The organism is Pantoea phyllosphaerae (genome assembly GCF_051025595.1).
Taxonomy (GTDB): domain Bacteria; phylum Pseudomonadota; class Gammaproteobacteria; order Enterobacterales; family Enterobacteriaceae; genus Pantoea.
Window position 1 is genome coordinate 222,643 of record NZ_JBPFDE010000006.1, and the last position, 21,486, is coordinate 244,128.

General features: G+C 58.3%; 26 protein-coding genes. 19 read left to right on the forward strand and 7 right to left on the reverse strand.

All coding sequences use genetic code 11. The annotated features are described in order from the left end of the window. Positions 1-37: 37 nt before the first annotated feature. Positions 38-670: a cAMP-activated global transcriptional regulator CRP gene (gene crp / locus ACR6A7_RS10795; RefSeq protein WP_000242758.1), complete on the reverse strand. Its 633-nt coding sequence runs from the start codon at positions 668-670 to the stop codon at positions 38-40. 300 nt (positions 671-970) lie between these two features. Between crp and ACR6A7_RS10800 the strand changes: the two genes are divergently transcribed. Next, complete coding sequence (locus ACR6A7_RS10800) at positions 971-1,375, forward strand: OsmC family protein (RefSeq protein WP_081136613.1); 405 nt, start codon at positions 971-973, stop codon at positions 1,373-1,375. 168 nt (positions 1,376-1,543) lie between these two features. Here the strand turns inward: ACR6A7_RS10800 and ACR6A7_RS10805 are convergent, their stop codons facing one another. From ACR6A7_RS10805 to ACR6A7_RS10815, 3 genes are all read right to left on the reverse strand, one after another. Continuing rightward, positions 1,544-2,413, reverse strand: a complete 870-nt coding sequence (locus ACR6A7_RS10805; RefSeq protein ID WP_434124856.1) for a phosphoribulokinase — start codon at positions 2,411-2,413, stop codon at positions 1,544-1,546. Between the two features lie 61 nt (positions 2,414-2,474). After that, positions 2,475-2,693 carry a YheU family protein gene (locus tag ACR6A7_RS10810; protein ID WP_033753035.1) on the reverse strand — a complete coding sequence of 73 codons (219 nt, stop codon included), beginning with the start codon at positions 2,691-2,693 and terminating at the stop codon, positions 2,475-2,477. After that, positions 2,690-3,706 (reverse strand): hydrolase, encoded by a 1,017-nt coding sequence (locus ACR6A7_RS10815; RefSeq protein ID WP_434124857.1) that lies wholly within the window; start codon positions 3,704-3,706, stop codon positions 2,690-2,692. The genes ACR6A7_RS10810 and ACR6A7_RS10815 overlap by 4 nt, the downstream gene beginning before the upstream one ends. A 58-nt stretch (positions 3,707-3,764) precedes the next feature. On the opposite strand from ACR6A7_RS10815, the gene ACR6A7_RS10820 reads away from it, so the two are divergent. Further along, positions 3,765-4,367, forward strand: coding sequence for a LysE family translocator (locus tag ACR6A7_RS10820; RefSeq protein WP_434124858.1), 603 nt, complete (start codon positions 3,765-3,767; stop codon positions 4,365-4,367). A gap of 1 nt (position 4,368) precedes the next feature. On the opposite strand, the gene ACR6A7_RS10825 is transcribed toward ACR6A7_RS10820, so the two are convergent. Then, positions 4,369-5,349, reverse strand: coding sequence for a LacI family DNA-binding transcriptional regulator (locus ACR6A7_RS10825; RefSeq protein WP_434124859.1), 981 nt, complete (start codon positions 5,347-5,349; stop codon positions 4,369-4,371). A gap of 237 nt (positions 5,350-5,586) precedes the next feature. Between ACR6A7_RS10825 and tauA the strand changes: the two genes are divergently transcribed. From tauA to tauD, 4 genes are read left to right on the forward strand one after another with little or no spacing between them, the layout of a single operon-like run. Next, positions 5,587-6,567, forward strand: a complete 981-nt coding sequence (tauA, locus tag ACR6A7_RS10830; RefSeq protein WP_434124860.1) for a taurine ABC transporter substrate-binding protein — start codon at positions 5,587-5,589, stop codon at positions 6,565-6,567. Between the two features lie 10 nt (positions 6,568-6,577). Then, positions 6,578-7,345 carry a taurine ABC transporter ATP-binding subunit gene (gene tauB, locus ACR6A7_RS10835; protein WP_048784962.1) on the forward strand — a complete coding sequence of 256 codons (768 nt, stop codon included), beginning with the start codon at positions 6,578-6,580 and terminating at the stop codon, positions 7,343-7,345. Next, positions 7,342-8,169 carry a taurine ABC transporter permease TauC gene (tauC, locus tag ACR6A7_RS10840; protein ID WP_434124861.1) on the forward strand — a complete coding sequence of 276 codons (828 nt, stop codon included), beginning with the start codon at positions 7,342-7,344 and terminating at the stop codon, positions 8,167-8,169. Before tauB ends, tauC begins: the two co-directional genes overlap by 4 nt. After that, on the forward strand, positions 8,166-9,005 hold the full coding sequence (tauD, locus tag ACR6A7_RS10845; RefSeq protein WP_434124862.1) for a taurine dioxygenase: 840 nt from the start codon (positions 8,166-8,168) through the stop codon (positions 9,003-9,005). The genes tauC and tauD overlap by 4 nt, the downstream gene beginning before the upstream one ends. Before the next feature lie 354 nt (positions 9,006-9,359). On the opposite strand, the gene ACR6A7_RS10850 is transcribed toward tauD, so the two are convergent. Next, positions 9,360-11,264, reverse strand: coding sequence for an ABC transporter ATP-binding protein (locus ACR6A7_RS10850; protein ID WP_434124863.1), 1,905 nt, complete (start codon positions 11,262-11,264; stop codon positions 9,360-9,362). Positions 11,265-11,377: 113 nt separating this feature from the next. On the opposite strand from ACR6A7_RS10850, the gene kefG reads away from it, so the two are divergent. The 4 genes from kefG (at position 11,378) to slyD (ending at position 14,700) form a co-directional block, all read left to right on the forward strand. Next, complete coding sequence (kefG, locus tag ACR6A7_RS10855; protein WP_033792557.1) at positions 11,378-11,929, forward strand: glutathione-regulated potassium-efflux system ancillary protein KefG; 552 nt, start codon at positions 11,378-11,380, stop codon at positions 11,927-11,929. Then, the gene (gene kefB / locus ACR6A7_RS10860; protein ID WP_434124864.1) at positions 11,929-13,734 is read left to right on the forward strand and encodes a glutathione-regulated potassium-efflux system protein KefB; all 1,806 of its coding nucleotides are present in this window, start codon (positions 11,929-11,931) and stop codon (positions 13,732-13,734) included. The genes kefG and kefB overlap by 1 nt, the downstream gene beginning before the upstream one ends. Positions 13,735-13,754: 20 nt before the next feature. Next, positions 13,755-13,949, forward strand: a complete 195-nt coding sequence (locus tag ACR6A7_RS10865; RefSeq protein WP_033753007.1) for a YheV family putative zinc ribbon protein — start codon at positions 13,755-13,757, stop codon at positions 13,947-13,949. 193 nt (positions 13,950-14,142) lie between these two features. After that, complete coding sequence (slyD, locus tag ACR6A7_RS10870) at positions 14,143-14,700, forward strand: peptidylprolyl isomerase (RefSeq protein WP_103796382.1); 558 nt, start codon at positions 14,143-14,145, stop codon at positions 14,698-14,700. A 105-nt stretch (positions 14,701-14,805) separates the two neighbouring features. Here slyD and ACR6A7_RS10875 read toward each other — a convergent pair whose 3' ends face one another. Beyond that, positions 14,806-15,024 (reverse strand): SlyX family protein, encoded by a 219-nt coding sequence (locus tag ACR6A7_RS10875; protein ID WP_033753004.1) that lies wholly within the window; start codon positions 15,022-15,024, stop codon positions 14,806-14,808. A 279-nt stretch (positions 15,025-15,303) separates the two neighbouring features. Between ACR6A7_RS10875 and fkpA the strand changes: the two genes are divergently transcribed. The 9 genes from fkpA to ACR6A7_RS10920 all read left to right on the forward strand — a co-directional run. Further along, positions 15,304-16,131 (forward strand): FKBP-type peptidyl-prolyl cis-trans isomerase, encoded by an 828-nt coding sequence (gene fkpA, locus ACR6A7_RS10880; protein ID WP_434124865.1) that lies wholly within the window; start codon positions 15,304-15,306, stop codon positions 16,129-16,131. Positions 16,132-16,296: 165 nt separating this feature from the next. Beyond that, on the forward strand, positions 16,297-17,019 hold the full coding sequence (locus ACR6A7_RS10885; protein WP_033752999.1) for a helix-turn-helix transcriptional regulator: 723 nt from the start codon (positions 16,297-16,299) through the stop codon (positions 17,017-17,019). Continuing rightward, positions 17,019-17,405 carry a sulfurtransferase complex subunit TusD gene (gene tusD / locus ACR6A7_RS10890; protein WP_434124866.1) on the forward strand — a complete coding sequence of 129 codons (387 nt, stop codon included), beginning with the start codon at positions 17,019-17,021 and terminating at the stop codon, positions 17,403-17,405. The genes ACR6A7_RS10885 and tusD overlap by 1 nt, the downstream gene beginning before the upstream one ends. Next, a complete protein-coding gene (tusC, locus tag ACR6A7_RS10895; RefSeq protein WP_434124867.1) occupies positions 17,405-17,764 on the forward strand; it encodes a sulfurtransferase complex subunit TusC in 360 nt (119 codons plus the stop codon). Before tusD ends, tusC begins: the two co-directional genes overlap by 1 nt. 9 nt (positions 17,765-17,773) lie before the next feature. Beyond that, positions 17,774-18,061: a sulfurtransferase complex subunit TusB gene (tusB, locus tag ACR6A7_RS10900; RefSeq protein WP_434124868.1), complete on the forward strand. Its 288-nt coding sequence runs from the start codon at positions 17,774-17,776 to the stop codon at positions 18,059-18,061. Between the two features lie 123 nt (positions 18,062-18,184). Continuing rightward, the gene (gene rpsL, locus ACR6A7_RS10905) at positions 18,185-18,559 is read left to right on the forward strand and encodes a 30S ribosomal protein S12 (RefSeq protein ID WP_003852912.1); all 375 of its coding nucleotides are present in this window, start codon (positions 18,185-18,187) and stop codon (positions 18,557-18,559) included. Between the two features lie 96 nt (positions 18,560-18,655). Continuing rightward, a complete protein-coding gene (rpsG, locus tag ACR6A7_RS10910) occupies positions 18,656-19,126 on the forward strand; it encodes a 30S ribosomal protein S7 (RefSeq protein ID WP_013510774.1) in 471 nt (156 codons plus the stop codon). 93 nt (positions 19,127-19,219) lie between these two features. Continuing rightward, positions 19,220-21,334 carry an elongation factor G gene (fusA, locus tag ACR6A7_RS10915; protein WP_434124869.1) on the forward strand — a complete coding sequence of 705 codons (2,115 nt, stop codon included), beginning with the start codon at positions 19,220-19,222 and terminating at the stop codon, positions 21,332-21,334. A gap of 69 nt (positions 21,335-21,403) precedes the next feature. Next, positions 21,404-21,486, forward strand: an 83-nt coding sequence (locus ACR6A7_RS10920; RefSeq protein WP_332459973.1) for a GTP-binding protein, incomplete at its 3' end; no start/stop codon positions are given.

The following is a 21,486-nucleotide window of genomic DNA, read 5'->3' on the forward strand; positions in this document are numbered from 1 at the left end:
GGCGTAACGGTGACATCACGCCGTGTATGAGAGGAAATCAGCGGGTGCCGTAAACGACAATGGTTTTGCCGTGTGCGGAAATCAGATTCTGGTCTTCCAACATTTTCAAAATGCGGCCCACGGTTTCGCGCGAGCAACCAACGATTTGGCCAATTTCCTGACGAGTAATTTTGATTTGCATGCCGTCGGGATGCGTCATGGCGTCTGGCTGCTTCGCCAGGTTAAGCAGGGTTTGTGCAATACGTCCGGTCACGTCGAGGAAAGCTAAATTGCCCACTTTTTCCGATGTAACCTGCAGACGGCGCGCCATCTGCGAAGAGAGACGCATTAAAATATCCGGATTCACCTGGATAAGCTGGCGGAATTTCTTGTAGGAAATTTCCGCTACTTCGCACGCGGTTTTCGCACGTACCCAGGCGCTGCGCTCCTGACCTTCTTCAAACAGGCCAAGCTCACCGATAAAATCACCCTGATTCAGGTAAGAGAGGATCATCTCTTTGCCCTCTTCATCTTTGATCAGCACCGCAACGGAACCTTTCACGATGTAGTAGAGGGTTTCAGCCTTCTCACCCTGATGAATCAGCGTACTTTTGGATGGATATTTGTGAATATGGCAATGGGACAGGAACCATTCGAGTGTAGGGTCTGTTTGCGGTTTGCCGAGAACCATTCGCTATTATCCTCTATTGTAATCGTGCCCAAAACGCGGGGGGATTAATCCCTGCCAGGCGATGAAAGCTTCAAGCGTTTCTCCTGAAGGAGATTATTCGGGCCTTATTTTGCGCCAGGCGCTTGATGTGTCCCGTCTTCGTCCTTAACAGAACGAACTATTTTCAGCACTGTTTGTAGCACAGCTTTTGCCGACTGTCTTCTGTTGTCTCGCTTCAGCAGAGGGGGGATTACTCTGGATTGCTGTTTGTCAGGCGAACGCGTACTCTGGCGGCAAACGGGCTATTCTTGAGGTGGAAACATGCAGGCAAGAGTGAAGTGGGTCGAAGGATTAACCTTTCTCGGTGAGTCGTCGTCAGGGCATCAGATCCTGATGGACGGCAACTCGGGCGATAAAGCGCCCAGTCCGATGGAGATGGTGCTGATGGCCGCGGGCGGCTGCAGCGCCATCGACGTGGTCTCTATTTTGCAAAAAGGCCGTAACGATGTGGTGGACTGCGAGGTGAAACTCACCTCGGAGCGTCGTGAAGAGGCGCCGCGCCTGTTTACCCATATCAATCTGCATTTCGTGGTGACCGGCAAGGCGCTGAGCGATAAAGCGGTGGCGCGCGCGGTGGATCTCTCGGCGGAGAAGTACTGTTCGGTGGCGTTAATGCTGGGCAAGGGCGTAGAGATGACCCACAGCTACGAAGTGGTCGCGCTGTAAAACGTAAACTTTTTGGCAAGGTGCTCACGCGGGTGAGAGGGGCCGATCGCAACGTCGCTCAAGGCATCCATGCTCGCTCGGCCCGCGACATCCCTGTCGCGGGACGCTTTGCTCTTCTGCCCATCTCGCCCGCGTTTTACGCTTATGAGCCGTCTACTCATTGTTTGGTCAGGCGATCTGTTTGCCTTCCATCAGCCGCTGCACCAGCGGCGCCATAATCAGCTCCATCGCCAGCCCCATCTTGCCGCCCGGCACCACCAGCGTATTGATATGCGAAATAAAGGAGCCCTGCAGCATCGCCAGCAGGTAAGGGAAGTCGATATTCTCCAGCCCGCGAAAGTGAATGACCACGAAGCTCTCGTCCAGCGACGGGATTTCGCGCGCGGCGAACGGATTGGAGGTATCCACGGTCGGGACGCGCTGGAAGTTAAGATGGGTGCGCGAAAACTGCGGCGTAATGAAGTTAATGTAATCCTCCATTGAGCGCACCACCGAGTCCATCACCGCCTCGCGCGAGTGGCCGCGCTCGCTGGTGTCGCGCACCAGCTTCTGGATCCACTCCAGGTTGACGATCGGCACCACACCCACCAGCAGATCGACTTTTTCCGCCACGTTATGCTGCTGCGTCACCACGCCGCCGTGTAGCCCTTCGTAAAACAGCACGTCGGTATTGTCCGGCAGCGGCTGCCACGGCGTAAACGTGCCCGGCACCTGATTCCAGGGCACCGCTTCGTCGTAGGTGTGCAGATATTTGCGCGACTGGCCTTTGCCCGTATTGCCGTAGTCGATAAAGGTCTGTTCAAGCAGGCCAAAGTCGTTGGCTTCCGGGCCGAAATAGCTAACGTGGCGCCCTAAATCACGCGCCTTGCGGATAGCCATATCCATTTCCGGCCGCGTATAGCGGTGGAAGCTGTCGCCCTCCAGCTCGGCGGCGTGCAGATTGAGCTGCTGGAAAATTTTACGAAACGCCAGGCTGGTGGTGGTGGTGCCGGCACCGCTGGAGCCGGTTACCGCAATAATCGGGTGTCGTGCTGACATGGAAAAGCTCCCTGTGAAGTCGGGCGATGAGCATTGTTAACACGAAAAGCGCGTTGGCGCATCAGCCGCGGAATTCGCTGCGCGGCATGATGTTGATGGTTTCATGCAGTTCCGACCAGACCAGCACCACGTCGCCGCGCTCCAGCTGGCGGCGCACGTCCGCCACCTTTTGCGCCAGGCTGCGCTCCTGCTCGCCATAGTCGGTGCCTTCACGCAGCACAAAGGCTTCAATCAGGTTGGTCAGGGTATCGGGATCGAGCTGTTGCCAGGGAATAATCATGATGAGAGCCACTGTGTAAGCCACTGCGGCACACGCTGCTCGAGCCACATCTGCGGTTGACGCAGCGTGCCGCCGACAAAGCCAACGTGTCCGCCATAGGGCGTGAGTTGATAGGTGGTACTGGCTGAGAGCCGATCCGGCTGTGGGATCACCTCGTCAGTCATAAAAGGATCGTCTTTCGCGTGGATGATCAGCAAGGGTTTGCGCACATTTTTCAGCAGCGGCATGGCGCTGGCGCGACGGTAGTAGTCGCCCGCGTCAAGAAAGCCGTGGGCGCGGGCGGTAATGGCGTCGTCAAAGTCGCGCAGGCGACGCAGCGCCCTGAGCTGCGACAGATCCACCGGCAGCGTGCCCGGCCAGACGCGCAGCTTGCGCTCGGCGTTCTTTTTCAGCTGATCGAGCAGATAGCGCTGATAAAAGCGTGAAAAGCCCTGTTCCAGCTTCAGGCTGCACGGCTCCAGCAGCAGCGGCGCCGAGACGATGACCCCGGCGTCGAGCGGCGCGGCGTCGCCCAGCCTGCCGAGCAGGCAGCCCAGCATATTGCCGCCGAGCGAGACGCCCACCGCAGCGGTTGGCACATCGCCCCAGCGCGTTTTCAGCCAGCGCAGAAAAAAGGCGGCGTCTTCGGTTTCGCCGGAGTGATAGATGCGATGCAGGCGATTCGGCTCGCCGCTGCAGCCGCGAAAGTGCATCACCACGCCGAGCCAGCCCTGACGCTGGCAGGCGTGCATCAGCCCGTGAGCGTAAGGACTATGGAAGTTGCCTTCAAGGCCGTGAAACAGCACCACGCGCGGCTTATGGCTCGCCTGCTGCGGCTCTTCGCTCCAGGCGAGATCGACGAAGTCGCCGTCCGGCAGGTCGAGGCGCTGCCAGTGCGGACGTAGCAGCAGGCGACGGCGCACCAGACGCGGCAGCACCGTCTGCAGATGCGGATTGCGCAGGGCGCGCGGCGGCATAAAGCTCGCCGCTGCCTCAGGAGGAAAATTCATATCGCCAGCACTTGTCTGATTCATATCACACTGTTAGCTTCGTTAGGCTTGTTGCGAATCTGGGGGTAAGGAGCGCCCGTTCATGGAACTGAGCCTGTTTTTCTCAATGTTGGGTTTTCTCTGGGTCGCTGCTATCACGCCAGGGCCTAATAATATGTTACTCACCGCGTCAGGCGCCAATTTCGGCTTCTGGCGCACGGTGCCGCTCATGATCGGCATTATGATCGGCATGCAGCTGATGCTGCTAATGGTGGCGTTCGGCGTCGGCAGCCTGATCCTGCTCTATCCCGCGCTACACCTTATCCTGAAGATTGCCGGTAGTCTTTATCTGCTCTGGCTGGCGTGGAAAATCGCCACCGCCGCCTATGAAGAGCTGGAAACCGGCGACGCACCGCCAAAACCGATGCCGTTCTGGCAGGGCGGTCTGCTGCAGCTGATCAATCCAAAAGCCTGGCTGATGGCGCTGGGGGCGATCGCCAGCTTCAGCCTTGCCGGCTCCGCCTATCTGCACTCGGTGACGGCCATCAGCTTTGGTATGTTCCTGGTTAACCTGGTGGCGGGCATTATCTGGATCGGCTTCGGCGCGATGATCGGCCGCATCCTGCGCAGCCGCCGCGCCTGGACCCTTTTTAACCTGGCAATGGGCCTGCTGACCGCCGCCTGCGTGCTGCTGATCTGGCGCTGAGCTAGCTGGAGGCGCGCTCGACGCGCGTCCAGGGCAGCACTTCGCGCACGACGGGTGACGCCGGACGACGAATGCGCTGCAGCAAAAGCTGCACGCTGCGCGCGCCTAACTGATACATCGGCTGTTCGACGGTGGTCAGCGGCGGGTTGAGGCTGCTGGTGAAGGGGATGCCGTCAAAGCCGACGACGGCGAGATCTTCCGGCACGCGCAGACCCGCCTCCCGCGCGGCGTGCACCACGCCTACCGCCAGCACGTCCGATACCGCCAGCACCGCATCCGGCGGTTCGGGCTGCTGCAAAAGCTGACGCAGCGCCTGGCTGCCCGCCTCGCATGAAATTTCCTTTGCATAAGCGACGCTGCGCCACGGCAGCGCCAGCTGATCCAGACCTGCACGATAGCCCGCCTCCCGCTGGTGTGAATAGAGGTAACGCATATCGCTGTTTACCAGCCCGATACGGCGGCGGCCTTTGCCTGCCAGATAGCGTACCGTCTCCTGCGCCGCATGGCGGTTGTCGATAGCGACGGAAGAGGCCGGTATAGCGGGATCGTATTCCGCGCACTGCACCCAGGGCGCGTCGCCGATAAGGGCGGCAATATCCTGCAACCCGGATGCCGCATCCATGGTGATGACGCCATCTACCACTTTGCCGCTTAGCAGGCCGAGCCAGGCAGATTCGCGCCGCAGCTGCGAGGCGGAGTTGCAGAGCAGAATATGGTAGCCCTGCGCCTCCGCTTCCGCTTCGATACCCTGCACCACGCGCGAGCAGAAAGGATTGGTAATATCGGAGATCAGCACCAGCAGCATATGGCTCTGGGCGGTGCGCAGCTGGCGCGCCAGCAAATTGGGCTGATAGTCGCTGGCGGAGATCGCCGCCAGCACCCGATCGCGCGTATCCGCTTTTACCCCTGGATGCGCGTTAAGCACGCGGGATACCGTTGCTTTTGATACGCCCGCCAGCAGCGCGACCTTCTCGATGGACATGTTGCCGCAACCCTTTTTTTATCGGTTTACCGTAGAGCCCTATCAATAGCACAGCGGCAATGTGAGCGCCTGCCATTTTGTCTGAATAATGGCGCATCTATTGTCAGATTTTGCATCAGCTTTACCGATCATGATCTAAGAACATCTGTTTATTAAGAATAATTTTTAATTCCTTTATGAAATCATCGCCGCTGGCGACACTGCGCCCATCATCAGATTCCGGCGGAGTGCGACCCCATGGCAGTAAAAAGACCCTTAACGATTCTGGCCGCGGCGCTTTCGCTGCTGGTCTTTCAGGCGCAGGCCGTCAACGTCACGGTGGCGTACCAGACCTCCGCCGAACCGGCCAAAGTGGCGCAGGCGGACAACACCTTCGCCAAAGAGAGTGGCGCGACCGTCGACTGGCGTAAGTTCGACAGCGGAGCGGGCGTGCTGCGCGCGCTGGCGTCGGGCGACGTGCAGATCGGCAATATCGGCTCCAGCCCGCTGGCGGTAGCCGCCACCCAGCAGCTGCCGATCGAAGCCTTTTTACTCGCCTCCCAGCTCGGCAACTCCGAGGCGCTGGTAGTGAAAAAAAGCATCAGCGGCCCGAAAGATCTTATTGGCAAGCGCATCGCCGTGCCCTTTATTTCCACCACCCACTACAGCCTGCTGGCGGCGCTGAAGCACTGGGGCATTAAGCCGACCGAGGTGCAGCTGGTGAACCTTCAGCCGCCCGCGATTATCGCCGCCTGGCAGCGCGGCGATATCGACGGCGCTTACGTCTGGGCGCCCGCCGTCAACCAGTTGGAGAAAGATGGCAAGGTGCTGACCGACTCTTCCCAGGTGGGGCAGTGGGGCTCGCCGACGCTCGACGTCTGGGTGGTGCGCAAAGATTTCGCGAAAGCGCATCCTGAGGTGGTGACCGCCTTTGCCCGCAGCGCCCTTGAGGCGCAGAAACCTTACATCGAGAACCCGGATAGATGGCTGAAGCAGCCGGATAACCTGAGCAAGCTGTCGCGCCTGAGCGGCGTGCCGGAAGCGCAGGTAGCGGATCTGGTGAAAGGCAACACCTACCTCACGGCGCAGCAGCAGGTGGAACAGCTGGGCAAACCGGTTAATCAGGCGATCGTCGATACGGCGAAATTCCTGAAGGATCAGGGCAAAGTGCCGCAGGCGAGCGCCGACTACAGCGATTTCGTCACCACCCGCTTTGTCGAGCCGCTGGCAAAACAGTAAGGAGAACCCCATGCTGCGCATCGCTCATCTTAACGCGCGTTATGACGGACGACCCGCGCTGCAGGATATCAACCTGCAGCTGGATAAAGGCGAGCTGCTGGTGGCGCTTGGCCCGTCGGGCTGCGGCAAAACCACGCTGCTGAACCTGATCGCCGGCTTTTTGCCGGTCGAGTCCGGCAGCATCACGCTGGAGGGGAAAACCATCAGCGGGCCGGGCGCGGAGCGCGGCGTGGTGTTTCAGCATGAAGGGCTGCTGCCGTGGCGCAACGTGCTGGACAATGTCGCTTTCGGTTTGCAGCTTGCGGGCATGGCGCGCGGCGAGCGCAACGCCATCGCACGGCGGCTGATTAAGAAGGTGGGACTGGAAGGCGCGGAGAACCGTCCCATCTGGCAGCTCTCCGGCGGTCAGCGCCAGCGGGTCGGCATCGCCCGCGCGCTGGCGGCGGATCCGCAGCTGCTGCTGCTCGACGAGCCTTTCGGCGCGCTGGACGCCTTTACCCGCGAGCAAATGCAAACCCTGCTGCTGACGCTGTGGCGCGACAGCGGCAAGCAAATTTTTCTTATCACGCACGATATCGAAGAGGCAGTGTTTCTCGCCAGCGAGCTGCTGCTGCTTTCGCCGGGGCCGGGCCGCATCGTGGAGCGCCTGAAGCTTAACTTCGGCCAGCGCTTTGCCGCCGGCGAACCCTGCCGCGCCATCAAATCCGATCCCGCTTTTATTGCGCAGCGCGAATATGTGCTGAGTCGGGTGTTCGAGCAGCGGGAGGCCTTTGCATGAGCGCGGTGATCAACGACAAAACGACGGCGGCGCGTCGCCGTCTGCGCTGGCCTTTTTCCCGCTCGTTCAGCCTGAGCCTGCTGAGCCTGGCGCTGCTGCTGCTGATCTGGTGGAGCATCACGGCGCTGGGGCTGATTAGTCCGCTGTTCCTGCCTGCGCCGCAGCAGGTATTGAGCAAGCTGCTGCTGATCGCCAGCCCGCAGGGCTTTATGGACGCCACGCTGTGGCAGCACCTCGCCGCCAGCCTGACGCGCATGCTGGTCGCCCTGTTCGCCGCGGCGGCCATCGGCATTCCGGTCGGCATCGCAATGGGCCTGAGCCCGGCGGTGCGCGGCCTGCTTGATCCGCTGATTGAGCTCTACCGCCCCGTGCCGCCGCTTGCCTGTCTGCCGCTGATTGTGATCTGGTTCGGTATCGGCGAAACCTCCAAAATCCTGTTGATCTATCTGGCAATTTTTGCGCCGGTGACGCTCTCAACCCTGGCGGGGGTGCGCAATACCCAGCAGGTGCGCATCCGCGCCGCCCAGTCGCTGGGCGCCAGCCGCTGGCAGCTGCTGCGCTGGGTGATCCTGCCTGGCGCGCTGCCGGAGATCCTGACCGGCCTGCGCATCGGCCTCGGCGTCGGCTGGTCGACGCTGGTGGCGGCGGAGCTGATCGCCGCAACGCGCGGGCTCGGCTTTATGGTGCAGTCCGCTGGCGAATTTCTGGCGACCGACGTCGTGCTGGCGGGCATCGCGGTTATCGCGCTGATTGCCTTTACCTTAGAACTCGGGCTGCGCGCCCTGCAGCGTCATCTGACGCCCTGGAATGGAGAACATTCATGAACGAAAAGCTGACTATCACCGCGCTCGGCCCCTACATCGGCGCACAGGTGGCGAATCTCGATTTAACCCGGCCGCTCAGCGACGCCCAGTTTGAACAGCTCTATCATGCGCTGCTGCGCCATCAGGTGCTGTTTCTGCGCGACCAGCCGGTTACGCCGCACCAGCAGCGCGCGCTGGCGGCGCGCTTCGGCGACCTGCATATCCATCCGGTTTATCCGCACGCCGACGGGGTAGAGGAGATTATCGTGCTGGATACCCATCGGGATAATCCGCCGGACAATGACAACTGGCACACCGACGTGACCTTTATCAGCACGCCGCCGGCGGTGGCAATTCTGGCGTCGAAGCTGCTGCCTGAGTCAGGCGGCGATACCCTGTGGGCAAGCGGCATCGCAGCCTATGAAGCCCTTTCCGCCCCGATTAAGACGCTGCTGGAGGGGCTGCATGCGGAGCATGACTTCAGAAAATCGTTCCAGGAGTATAAATATCGTCGAACCGAAGAGGAGCATCAGCGCTGGCAGGAGGCGGTAGCGAAACATCCGCCGGTGCAGCATCCGGTGGTGCGCACTCATCCGGTGAGCGAGCGCAAGGCGCTGTTTGTGAATGAGGGATTTACCACGCGGATTGTCGAGCTGAGCGAGAAAGAGAGCCAGGCTGTGCTGGCGCTGCTCTATGCGCATGCGACGAAGCCGGAGTTTCAGGTGCGCTGGCGCTGGCAGCCGAACGACGTGGCGATCTGGGATAACCGTGTGACGCAGCACTATGCGAATGCGGATTATTATCCGGCAAGGCGCGTTATGCACCGGGCGACGGTGCTGGGGGATCAGCCCTTTTAAAACGTCCGTACCGGGCTGCGACTGCGTTGCCGCGCCGCGCCGCGCTCTTACATTAAAACGTCCGTACCGGGCTGCGACCGCGTTGCTGCGCCGCGCCATAATGCTCACATACGTCATTATGCTCCGCTTATGGCGCTCTTACATTAAAACGTCCGTACCGGGCTGCGACCGCGTTGCTGCGCTGCGCCATAATGCTCACATACGTCATTATGCTCCGCTTATGGCGCGGCTGGCGCCTTGTCTCGCTCCGGTACGATCGTTTTAAGTCCGTGAAAAGCGAAAAGCGAAAAGCGAAAAGCGAAAAGCGAAAAGCGAAAAGCGAAAAGCGAAAAGCGAAAAGCGAAAAGCGAAAAATCAGGAGGCGAGCATCGCCTCCAGCTGCTCCTGAGCGTCCAGCCACGCCATCTCGACCTCTTCCAGCGCCGCTTTGCTCTCTGCCTGACGCTGCAGCGCCGCGGTGAGATCCGCCTTGCGGGATGGATCGTAGATGTCGCCGTCAGCAAGCTGAGCTTCCGCTTCGGTGAGCTGGGTCTGCCATTTCGCCATCTGCTTCTCCAGCTTCTCGATCGCTTTGCGCAGCGGCTGCGTCTGCGCGCGCAGCTCAGCCTCACGACGCTTCTGATCTTTACGCGCCTGCGCGCTGTTGCCGTTGTCCTGCTTCGGCGCGGCGTCCGCCTGCGCCTGCTGCTTCTGCAGGTCGCTCAGCCATTGCTGGTAATCCTCCAGATCGCCCGGGAAGATATCAACCTTGCCGTCATGCACCAGGTAAAGATCGTCGGTGGTGGCGCGCAGCAGATGACGATCGTGCGAGACCACCACCAGCGCGCCTTCGAAATCGATCAAGGCTTCGGTCAGCGCCTGACGCATATCGAGATCGAGGTGGTTGGTTGGCTCGTCGAGCAGCAGCAGGTTAGGGCGCTGCCAGACGATCAGCGCCAGCACCAGCCGCGCCTTTTCGCCGCCGGAGAAGCGCGCTGTCACTTCGCTGACCTTATCGCCCTGGAAGCCGAAGCCGCCGAGGTAGTCGCGCAGCTGCTGCTCCAGCACCTTCGGCGCAAGGCGCGCCAGATGCTGCAGCGGTGACTCGTCGCTGCGCAGATACTCCAGCTGATGCTGCGCGAAGTAGCCTAGCTTAATGCCTTTCGCTAGCCCGACTTCACCGTCAAGCGGAGCCAGTTCGCCTGCCAGCAGCTTAATCAGCGTCGATTTGCCCGCGCCGTTGCGGCCCAGCAGGCCGATGCGCGAGCCCGGCACCAGATTGAGCTTGATAGCGTCGAGAATAATGCGCTCGCCGTAGCCTGCGGTGACTTTCTCCATCTTCAGCAGCGGGTTCGGCAAACTTTCCGGCGCGCGGAAGCTGAAGCTGAAAGGGTTGTCGACGTGTGCCGGCGCAATCATCTCCATGCGTTCCAGCATCTTGATGCGGCTCTGCGCCTGCTTCGCTTTTGAGGCCTTGGCGCGGAAGCGGTCGATATAGCTTTGCAGATGCGCCACTTTCTCCTGCTGGCTTTCAAACAGCGCCTGCTGCTGTGCCAGTTTTGCGACGCGCTGACGTTCGAACGAGCTGTAGTTGCCGGTGTATTCGTAGAGACTTTCCTGCTCGATATGGATGATTTTATCCACCACCGGATCGAGGAAGTCGCGGTCGTGCGAGATCAGGATCAGCGTGCCTTCGTAGCTTTTTAGCCAGCGCTCCAGCCAGATCACCGCGTCGAGATCGAGGTGGTTAGTGGGTTCGTCGAGCAGCAGCAGATCTGAACGGCAGACCAGCGCCTGCGCAAGGTTAAGGCGCATACGCCAGCCGCCGGAGAAGTCGCTCACCGGACGGTTCAGCTGCTCCTGGCTAAAGCCGAGGCCGTGCAGCAGGCTCGAGGCGCGGGCATGAATGCTCCACGCCTGAATAGCGTCCAGCTTGCCGTGCAGCAGCGCGATGGCGTTGCCGTCGTTGCGCTGATTGGCCTCCGCCAGCTCTGTTTCAAGCTCGCGATATTCGCGATCGCCGTCGATAACGTATTCCAGCGCCGGTTTGCTCAGTGCCGGGGTCTCCTGGTTAACCCAGGCCAGCGCCCAGTTGCCGGGAAAGGTCACGCCGCCCGCGTCGCTGGCGATCTCGCCTTTCAACAGCGCCAGCAGGGTCGATTTGCCACAGCCGTTTTTACCCACCAGGCCGACTTTCTGGCCGGGATTGATGGTAGCGGAAGCGTTATCGAGCAGCACGCGGACGCCGCGGCGGATTTGCAGAGAAGAAAAGACAATCATAAGCGCCGTATCGTCAGAATATGTTAATTTACCCACCACATAATTAGAGGGTGTCGCGTCGTGCATGGTAGCGGAAAAGCGCCGCTATGACGACGCTTTGGAAGAGGATAACTATGTCGCAGCCAGCAAAAGTTTTGCTGCTTTATGCCCATCCGGAAACGCAGGAGTCGATAGCGAATCGGGTCCTGCTGCAGTCGGCCCAGAAACAGGAGAACGTCACCGTACACGATCTGTACGCCCACTATCCTGATTTTTTTATCGATATTCACTATGAACAGCAGCTACTGCGCGAACATCAGGTGATCGTTTTCCAGCACCCGCTCTATACCTATAGCTGCCCCGCGCTGCTGAAAGAGTGGCTGGATCGCGTGCTGTCGCGCGGCTTCGCTAACGGCGTCGACGGCAATGCGCTGGAAGGCAAATACTGGCGCAGCGTCATCACCACCGGCGAGCCAGAGGCGGCCTATCAGCAGAGCGGCCTTAACCGCTATTCCATGTCAGACATTATGCGTCCGTTCGAACTTACCGCGCAGATGTGCCGCATGCACTGGATGACGCCGATGATCCTTTACTGGGCGCGGCGACAGCCGAAAGAGGTGATGAGCCATTTTGCCCGCGCCTATGGCGAATGGCTCGCCGCGCCGCTGCCCAACGGAGGTCTCTGATGGAAGGACAAACGCTGCTGACCGCAGGCGTGATCTATCTGGTAGCGGCGGTGCTGATTGTGCCGATCGCCGCGCGTCTCGGCATTGGCGCAGTGCTGGGCTATCTGGTGGCCGGTATCGCTATCGGCCCCTGGGGACTGGGCTTTATCAGCGACGTCGAGGAGATCCTGCACTTCTCGGAGCTGGGCGTAGTGTTCCTGATGTTTATTATCGGGCTGGAGCTGAATCCCTCGAAGCTCTGGGCGTTACGGCGTTCGATTTTCGGCGTCGGCGCGGCGCAGGTGCTGATCTCCGCCGGCATCCTCGGCGTGCTGCTGTGGCTGAGCGACTTTAGCTGGCAGGCCGCGGTGATTGGCGGTATCGGCCTCGCGATGTCCTCGACTGCGATGGCGCTGCAGCTGATGCGAGACAAAGGCATGAACCGCAGCGAAGCTGGGCAGCTCGGCTTTTCGGTGCTGCTGTTCCAGGACCTGGCGGTGATCCCGGCGCTGGCGCTGGTGCCGCTGCTGGCGGGCAGCGACAGTGGCAATATCGACTGGATGAAGGTCGGCATGAAGGTGCTGGCCTTCGCTGGGATGCTGGTGGGTGGACGCTACCTGCTGCGGCCGATTTTTCGCTTTATCGCCGCCTCCGGCGTGCGTGAGGTCTTTACCGCCGCCGCGCTGCTGCTGGTGCTGGGCTCGGCGTTGTTCATGGATGCACTCGGACTGTCGATGGCGCTGGGTACCTTTATCGCCGGCATCCTGCTGGCGGAAAGCGAGTACCGCCACGAACTGGAAGTCGCCATCGATCCCTTTAAAGGGCTGCTGCTTGGGCTGTTCTTTATCTCCGTCGGCATGGCGCTTAACCTCGGCGTGCTCTATACCCATATTCTGGCGATCCTGCTCGGCGTGCTGATTCTGGTCACGGTGAAGACGCTGGTGCTCTATGTGCTGGCGCGGGTCTACGGCCTGCGCAGCTCGGAGCGTCAGCAGTTCGCCGGCGTGCTGAGCCAGGGCGGCGAATTCGCCTTTGTGCTCTTTTCCGCCGCCTCGTCGGCGCGGCTGTTCGCTGGCGATCAGCTGCCATTACTGCTGGTGACGGTCACGCTGTCGATGATGACCACCCCGCTGCTGATGCAGGCGATCGATAAGCTGCTGGCGCGGCGCTTTAATGAAGTGGACGAAGATGGCGAAAAGCCGTTCGTGGAGGATGACCAGCCGCAGGTGATCGTGGTGGGCTTCGGCCGAATGGGGCAGGTGGTGGGTCGCCTGTTAATGGCCAATAATAAAAGGATTACGGTGCTGGAGCGCGACATCAGCGCGGTCAGCCTGATGCGCAAATATGGCTACAAGGTTTACTATGGCGATGCCACCGAGCTGGAGCTGCTGCGCGCCGCCGGTGCGGCCAGCGCGCAGTCGATCGTCATCACCTGCAACGAGCCGGAAGATACCATGGCCATCGTGCATCTCTGTCAGCAGCACTTTCCGCAGCTGGAGATCGTGGCACGAGCGCGCGGACGCGTCGAGGCGCACGAGCTGCTGCAGGCGGGCGTTACGCAGTTCTCGCGTGAAACCTTCTCCAGCGCGCTGGAGCTGGGACGCAAAGCGCTGATTTCGGTCGGTATGCATCCGCACCAGGCACAGCGCGCGCAGCTGCACTTCCGCCGTCTCGATATGCGTATGCTGCGCGAGCTGATGCCGAATCACACCGATAACGCCCAGATCTCCCGCGTGCGCGAGGCGCGGCGCGAGCTGGAGGATATTTTCCAGCGCGAGATGCAGCATGAGAGACGACAGATCGACGACTGGGATGAAGATCAGTAACAGCGAACAGGTTAACGATTATGCGTAAACGATTTATTGCCGGTGCGGTTTGCCCGCACTGTCAGGAAAAAGACACGCTGGCGATGTGGCGAGAAAACAACGTTGACGTCGTGGAGTGCGTGAAGTGCGGACACCAGATGCGCGAGGCGGATAAGCAGGTTCGCGATCAGGTTCGCAGCCAGGAGCAAGTGATCGGTATTTTCCATCCCGAGTAGCGAAATGGCGCAGCTTTTTTTACGCTTAAACTTACAGCGGGATTGAATTCCGATACAATCGGCGCCACTAACGCTGAGGTTAATCGCGTCGCGCAAGAGGCGATCTCAGCCCCGAACCTTTCTGGTTGGTGTTATTGCACGTAAGAATAGACCAATGAGACGGGATCTTAGTTCTCAACGGTTAGGAGATATCATGAAAGTAGCAAAAGACCTGGTGGTGAGCCTGGCCTATCAGGTACGTACAGAAGATGGTGTGTTGGTTGACGAGTCGCCGGTAAGTGCGCCGTTAGACTATCTGCACGGTCATGGTTCCCTGATTTCTGGTCTGGAAAAAGCGCTGGAAAATCACGATGTCGGCGACAAGTTTGACGTGCATATTCCGGCTAACGATGCATACGGCCAGTATGACGATAATCTGGTGCAGCGCGTACCGAAAGACGTCTTTATGGGCGTTGACGAACTGCAGGTTGGCATGCGCTTCCTGGCGGAAACCGATCAGGGTCCGGTTCCGGTCGAAATCACCGAAGTGGAAGATGAGCACGTCGTGGTTGACGGCAACCACATGCTGGCGGGTCAGAACCTGAACTTCAACGTGGAAGTCGTCGCGATCCGCGAAGCGACCCCGGAAGAGCTGGCGCACGGCCACGTTCACGGCGAGCACGGTCACGACCATGACCACGATCATGACCATGGTCACGATCACGGCAACGGCGGCTGCGGCAGCCACGGCGGTTGCGGCTGCAGCCACTAAGCCACCCCGATTTCAAAGGCCACCTTCGCAGGTGGCTTTTTTTTTGCCTTTGCGATCGAAGAATGGGTGAGCAAGCGGCATCGCTGCTCACCCATTCTGGACAGATCAATAATGCGGAGGCGGCGTCTCTTCTGACTGCGAAGCCACCATCGAGGGTGCGGCCGCTTTCAGCTTATCCAGCAGCAGACGCTGCTGCTCGCGCATTTTCGCCATTTCCAGCTCATGCTGCACCACCGTCTGATTAAGCTGATCGATGGTCAGCTCCTGAAAGGCCAGTTTGCTTTCCAGCGCTTCAAGCCGTTGTTCCCACTCTGATTGTTGCATGAGCTCTCCTTATAGTCCGACGCTGCAAATCTCGCATCAGCCGCTGATTCTACGGCTTCCCCCGTAAGAATCACCCGATTTCTTTGCCGCCTCGCCTGTAAAGGGTTGAATAACGCCTTAGCAGCATCATCTCTGATGAAACTTCCTGATGCAAAAAAGGTCGGAGGAGAACCGGGTAATTACGCTGCGGGAGTGTTCGCCGCTGCCGCGTACAGTTATAGTGTGGAGCTTTAGTCCGCAATAATTCCCGAGGTGAGACGCTTCGGTTTTGGAGAAAGGATGAAATCACTGTTTAAAGTCACAATGTTAGCCACCACCATGGCCATCGCGCTGAACGCGCCGCTGGCAATGGCAGCCGAAGCGACCGCAGCGCCTGCTGCGAGCGATGCGGCACCGCAGGCACCGAAAAATGCGGCCTTCAAAAATGAAGACCAGCAATCAGCCTATGCTCTGGGCGCCTCGCTGGGTCGCTACATGGACAACTCCCTGAAGGAACAGGAGAAACTGGGCATCAAGCTGGATAAAGATCAGCTGATCGCTGGCGTTCAGGATGCGTTTGGTGGCAAGAGCAAACTCTCCGATCAAGAGATTGAGCAGACCCTGCAGGCTTTTGAAGGCCGCGTGAAAGGCGCTGCGCAGGCGAAGATGGAAAAAGATGCGAAAGAGAACGCCGATAAAGGCACCGCTTTTGCCGACAAATTCGCCAAAGAGAGCGGCGTGAAGAAAACCGAATCTGGCCTGCTCTATAAAGTAGAGAAAGAAGGCAGCGGTGACGTGCCGAAAGACAGCGATACCGTGGTCGTGAACTACAAAGGCACCCTGATTGACGGCACCGAGTTTGATAACTCCTATACGCGCGGCGAGCCGCTCTCTTTCCGTCTCGACGGCGTGATTCCGGGCTGGACCGAAGGCCTGAAGCACGTGAAGAAAGGCGGCAAAATCAAGCTGGTGATCCCGCCACAGCTCGCCTACGGCAAAAACGGCGTGCCGGGCATTCCGGCCAACTCGACGCTGGTGTTCGATGTTGAACTGCTCGACATCAAGCCAGCACCTAAAGCAGATGAGAAAGCGCAGGCGCCAGCCGCCGACGCGAAAAAATCTCAATAATCTGTCTGCCGCCGCCTTCGGGCGGCGGTTTCATTTCCCGCCTGTGACAAAGCTCTGGCATAAGCGTGCGACATTTGCCAGACTATCCTCTGCATAACTTTCCCAATAAAAAGAGTCTGCCCGCTGCGCTGAGACAGGCTCCAGCCATTTAGGGTAATGTCTTCGATGTCAAATCCATTCAATCCCGGCGAACTGAGCGACTTCGATTTACTGGAGCAGCGTCCCTTCGAGCAGACGGACTACGATATCCTCCGGTCCTATGAGGCGGTGGTCGACGGCCTTGCCATGCTGATTGGTTCGCACTGCGAAATCGTGCTGCATTCGCTGGAAGATCTGAAATGTTCGGCGGTACGCATCGCCAACGGCGAGCATACCGGCCGTAAAGTGGGCTCGCCGATTACCGATCTGGCGCTGCGCATGCTGCACGACATGCATGGTGCGGACAGCAACGTTTCGCGCGCCTATTTCACCCGCGCCAAAAGCGGCGTGCTGATGAAGTCGGTCACCATCGCGATACGTAACCGACAGCAGCGCGTCATTGGGCTGTTGTGCATTAACATGAACCTTGATGTGCCCTTCTCGCAAATTATGTCGACCTTTATGCCGCCGGAGATGCATCAGGTCGATTCGAACGTGAACTTCGCCAGCTCGGTGGAAGATCTGGTGACGCAAACGCTGGAGTTCACCATCGAAGAGGTGAGCGCCGATCGCAATGTCTCTAATAACGCCAAGAATCGTCAGATCGTGCTGAATCTCTATGAGAAGGGCATCTTCGATATCAAAGACGCGATCAACCAGGTCGCGGATCGCCTCAATATCTCTAAGCACACCGTCTATCTCTATATTCGCCAGTTCAAGAACGGCGATTTCCAGGGGCAGGAGCGCTAATGCGCTATACCCTGCTGGTGACCGGCCCGGCCTACGGTACACAGCAGGCGAGCAGCGCTTTGCTGTTCGCCCGCGCGCTGCTGGCCGCGGGTCATCAGCTGCAGAGCGTCTTCTTCTATCGCGAGGGCGTGCTGAACGCCAATGAGCTTACCGCGCCGGCCAGCGATGAAGCGGATATTGTGCGCGCCTGGCTAGCCCTGCATCAGGAGCAGGGCGTGGCGCTGAATATCTGCGTGGCCGCCGCGCTACGCCGCGGCATCACCGACGCGCAGGAGGCGGAGCGGCTGCAGCTGGTGGGCAGCAATCTGCAGCCAGGATTTGAACTTAGCGGCCTGGGCGCGCTGGCGGAAGCCGCGCTCGGCTGCGATCGTCTGGTGCAGTTTTAATGAACCGCGTCGCTTTTGTCTTTACCCGCGCGCCTCACGGCAGCAGCGCGGGCCGCGAGGGACTCGACGCCGCGCTCGCCACCGGCGCGCTAAGCGAGTCGATAGGGCTGTTCTTTATCGGCGACGGCGTTCTGCAGCTTATGCCTGACCAGCAGCCGGAGAGGATCCTCGCGCGCAATCATGCCGCCACGTTCGGCGTGCTGGCGCTGTATGATATTGAGCAGTGCTATATCAGCCGTGAAGCGCTGCGTGAACGCGGCCTGGCGGAAGAGGACGCGCGCGTTATGGATGTCGGCATTCTGGATGCGGCAGCGCTGCAGCAGCAGCTGGCGACCTACGATCGCATCATCACTTTTTAAGAGCGCGCTATGTTACACACCCTGATGCATTCACCCTGGTACAGCGACCTCGACACGCTGCTGCTCCTGCTGACGGCGGAGGATGATTTGCTGCTGCTGCAGGATGGCGTGCTGGGCGCGCTGGAAGGCAGTAGCGCGTTAAGCCGCTTGCTGACATCGCCCGCAACGCTCTGGGTGCTGACGGAGGACGTGATCGCTCGCGGTCTTTCTGGTCAAATTTCAGCCAAAATAAGACCGGTGGACTATACTGGTTTCGTCACGCTCACTGAAAAACATCGGCAGCAAATGACCTGGTAATGCGTAAAGCCTGGTTATTTCTTGACACCCTATGGGCTCAGCCCTAAAATTCTGCCTCCTCGTAGTTATACGGGGCGATTTATTACGTGTTTACGAAGCAAAAGCAAATCCAGGAGCTATTTAATGGCAACAGTTAACCAGCTGGTTCGCAAACCACGCGTACGCAAAGTTGCAAAGAGCAACGTGCCTGCGCTGGAAGCTTGCCCGCAAAAACGTGGCGTTTGTACCCGTGTGTACACCACCACTCCGAAAAAACCGAACTCCGCACTGCGTAAAGTTTGCCGTGTTCGTCTGACTAACGGTTTTGAAGTTACCTCCTATATCGGCGGTGAAGGTCATAACCTGCAGGAACACTCCGTGATCCTGATCCGTGGCGGTCGTGTTAAAGACCTGCCAGGTGTGCGTTACCACACCGTTCGTGGCGCGCTGGACTGCTCAGGTGTTAAAGACCGTAAGCAGGCTCGCTCCAAGTACGGCGTGAAGAAGCCAAAGGCTTAATGGTTCTCCGTTAAGTAAGGCCAAACGTTTTAACTTAAATGTCAAACTAAACTCGTAGAGTTTTGGACAATCCTGAATTAACAACGGAGTATTTCCATGCCACGTCGTCGCGTCATTGGTCAGCGTAAAATCCTGCCGGATCCTAAGTTCGGATCAGAGCTGCTGGCCAAATTTGTAAATATCCTGATGGTAGATGGTAAAAAATCTACTGCTGAATCAATCGTTTATACTGCGCTTGAGACCCTGGCTCAGCGTTCTGGTAAAAACGAGCTGGAAGCCTTTGAAGTAGCCCTTGAAAACGTACGTCCGACTGTCGAAGTTAAGTCACGTCGCGTTGGTGGTTCTACCTATCAGGTACCAGTAGAAGTCCGTCCGGTTCGTCGTAATGCTCTGGCAATGCGTTGGATCGTAGAAGCTGCTCGTAAACGCGGTGATAAATCTATGGCTCTCCGCCTGGCGAACGAACTTTCTGACGCTGCAGAAAACAAAGGTACTGCAGTTAAGAAACGTGAAGACGTTCACCGTATGGCTGAAGCCAACAAGGCGTTCGCACACTACCGCTGGTAATCACCACGTAGTTGTTGTTAAACCAGCGGGCGCTCAAAAAGCCAACCCGCTGGGGTCGACTAACTTTGAACGTCCGAGAATCAGAGGAATCAAATGGCTCGTAAAACACCCATTGAGCGCTATCGTAACATCGGTATCAGTGCTCACATCGACGCCGGTAAGACTACTACTACCGAACGCGTTCTGTTCTACACCGGTGTAAACCACAAAATCGGTGAAGTGCATGACGGCGCCGCAACCATGGACTGGATGGAGCAAGAGCAGGAACGTGGTATTACCATCACGTCTGCAGCGACCACCTGTTTCTGGTCAGGTATGGCTAAGCAGTTTGAGCCACACCACATCAATATCATCGACACCCCTGGACACGTTGACTTCACCATCGAAGTTGAGCGTTCAATGCGTGTGCTTGATGGTGCAGTAATGGTTTACTGTGCAGTTGGTGGTGTTCAGCCACAGTCTGAGACCGTATGGCGCCAGGCTAACAAATATAAAGTTCCACGCATTGCGTTCGTTAACAAAATGGACCGCATGGGTGCTAACTTCCTGAAAGTTGTTGGTCAGATGGAAGCGCGTCTGGGTGCAAACCCGGTTCCGCTTCAGCTGGCTATTGGCGCTGAAGAAAAATTCACCGGTGTTGTTGACCTGGTGAAAATGAAAGCCATCAACTGGAACGATGCCGACCAGGGCGTGACCTTCGTTTACGAAGATATCCCGGCCGACATGCAGGAACTGGCTGAAGAGTGGCGCGGCAAGCTGATCGAAGCGGCGGCAGAAGCTTCTGAAGAGCTGATGGAGAAATTCTTCAGCGGCGAAGAGCTGAGCGAAGAAGAGATCAAAACCGCTCTGCGTCAGCGCGTACTGCGCAACGAAATCATCCTGGTAACCTGTGGTTCTGCATTCAAGAACAAAGGTGTGCAGGCGATGCTGGATGCGGTAGTTGAATACCTGCCAGCACCGACTGACGTTACCGCGATCAACGGTATGCTGGACGACGGTAAAGACACGCCGGCTGTGCGTCATTCTGACGATAAAGAGCCGTTTGCTGCGCTGGCATTCAAAATTGCCAACGACCCGTTCGTGGGCAACCTGACCTTCTTCCGCGTTTATTCTGGCGTGGTTAACACGGGTGACACTGTATTTAACCCGGTTAAGTCAAACCGTGAGCGTCTGGGCCGTATCGTTCAGATGCACGCTAACAAGCGTGAAGAGATCAAAGAAGTTCGTGCGGGCGACATCGCAGCGGCGATTGGCCTGAAAGATGTGACCACCGGTGACACCCTGTGTGACCCGGATAACGTCATCATCCTTGAGCGCATGGAGTTCCCGGAGCCGGTAATTTCTATCGCCGTTGAGCCGAAAACCAAAGCTGACCAGGAAAAAATGGGTCTGGCTCTGGGTCGTCTGGCGAAAGAAGACCCGTCATTCCGCGTATGGACTGACGAAGAGTCTAACCAGACCATCATCGCCGGTATGGGTGAGCTGCACCTCGACATCATCGTTGACCGCATGAAGCGTGAATTCAACGTTGAAGCGAACGTGGGTAAACCTCAGGTTGCTTACCGCGAAGCGATTCGCTCTAAAGTTACCGATATCGAAGGTAAACACGCTAAGCAGTCTGGTGGTCGCGGTCAGTATGGTCATGTTGTTATCGACATGTACCCGCTGGAGCCGGGTTCAAACCCGAAAGGCTACGAATTTGTCAACGATATCAAAGGTGGTGTGATTCCTGGCGAATACATCCCTGCGGTTGACAAAGGCATCCAGGAGCAGCTGAAATCTGGTCCGCTGGCGGGTTACCCGGTAGTTGATCTGGGCGTGCGTCTGCACTTCGGTTCTTATCATGACGTTGACTCCTCTGAGCTGGCGTTTAAACTGGCCGCTTCTATCGCCTTCAAAGATGGCTTTAAGAAAGCGCAGCCCGTTCTGCTTGAGCCTATCATGAAGGTAGAAGTAGAGACGCCGGAAGAGAACACCGGTGACGTCATCGGTGACCTGAGCCGTCGTCGTGGTATGCTCAAAGGTCAGGAATCTAACGCTACTGGCGTTCAGATTCACGCTGAAGTTCCGCTGTCTGAAATGTTCGGATACGCGACCCAGTTGCGTTCTCTGACCAAAGGCCGTGCTTCTTACTCCATGGAGTTCCTGAAGTACGATGATGCGCCGAACAACGTCGCTCAGGCCGTTATTGAAGCTCGTGGCAAATAAGGCCACGGTTTAAAAATTGTGAACTGATGCCTTCATCAATGATGAAGGCATAACGTAAGGATTATCGCCATGGCGAAAGAGCAATTTCAACGTAACAAACTGCACGTAAACGTGGGCACCATCGGTCACGTTGACCACGGTAAAACCACCCT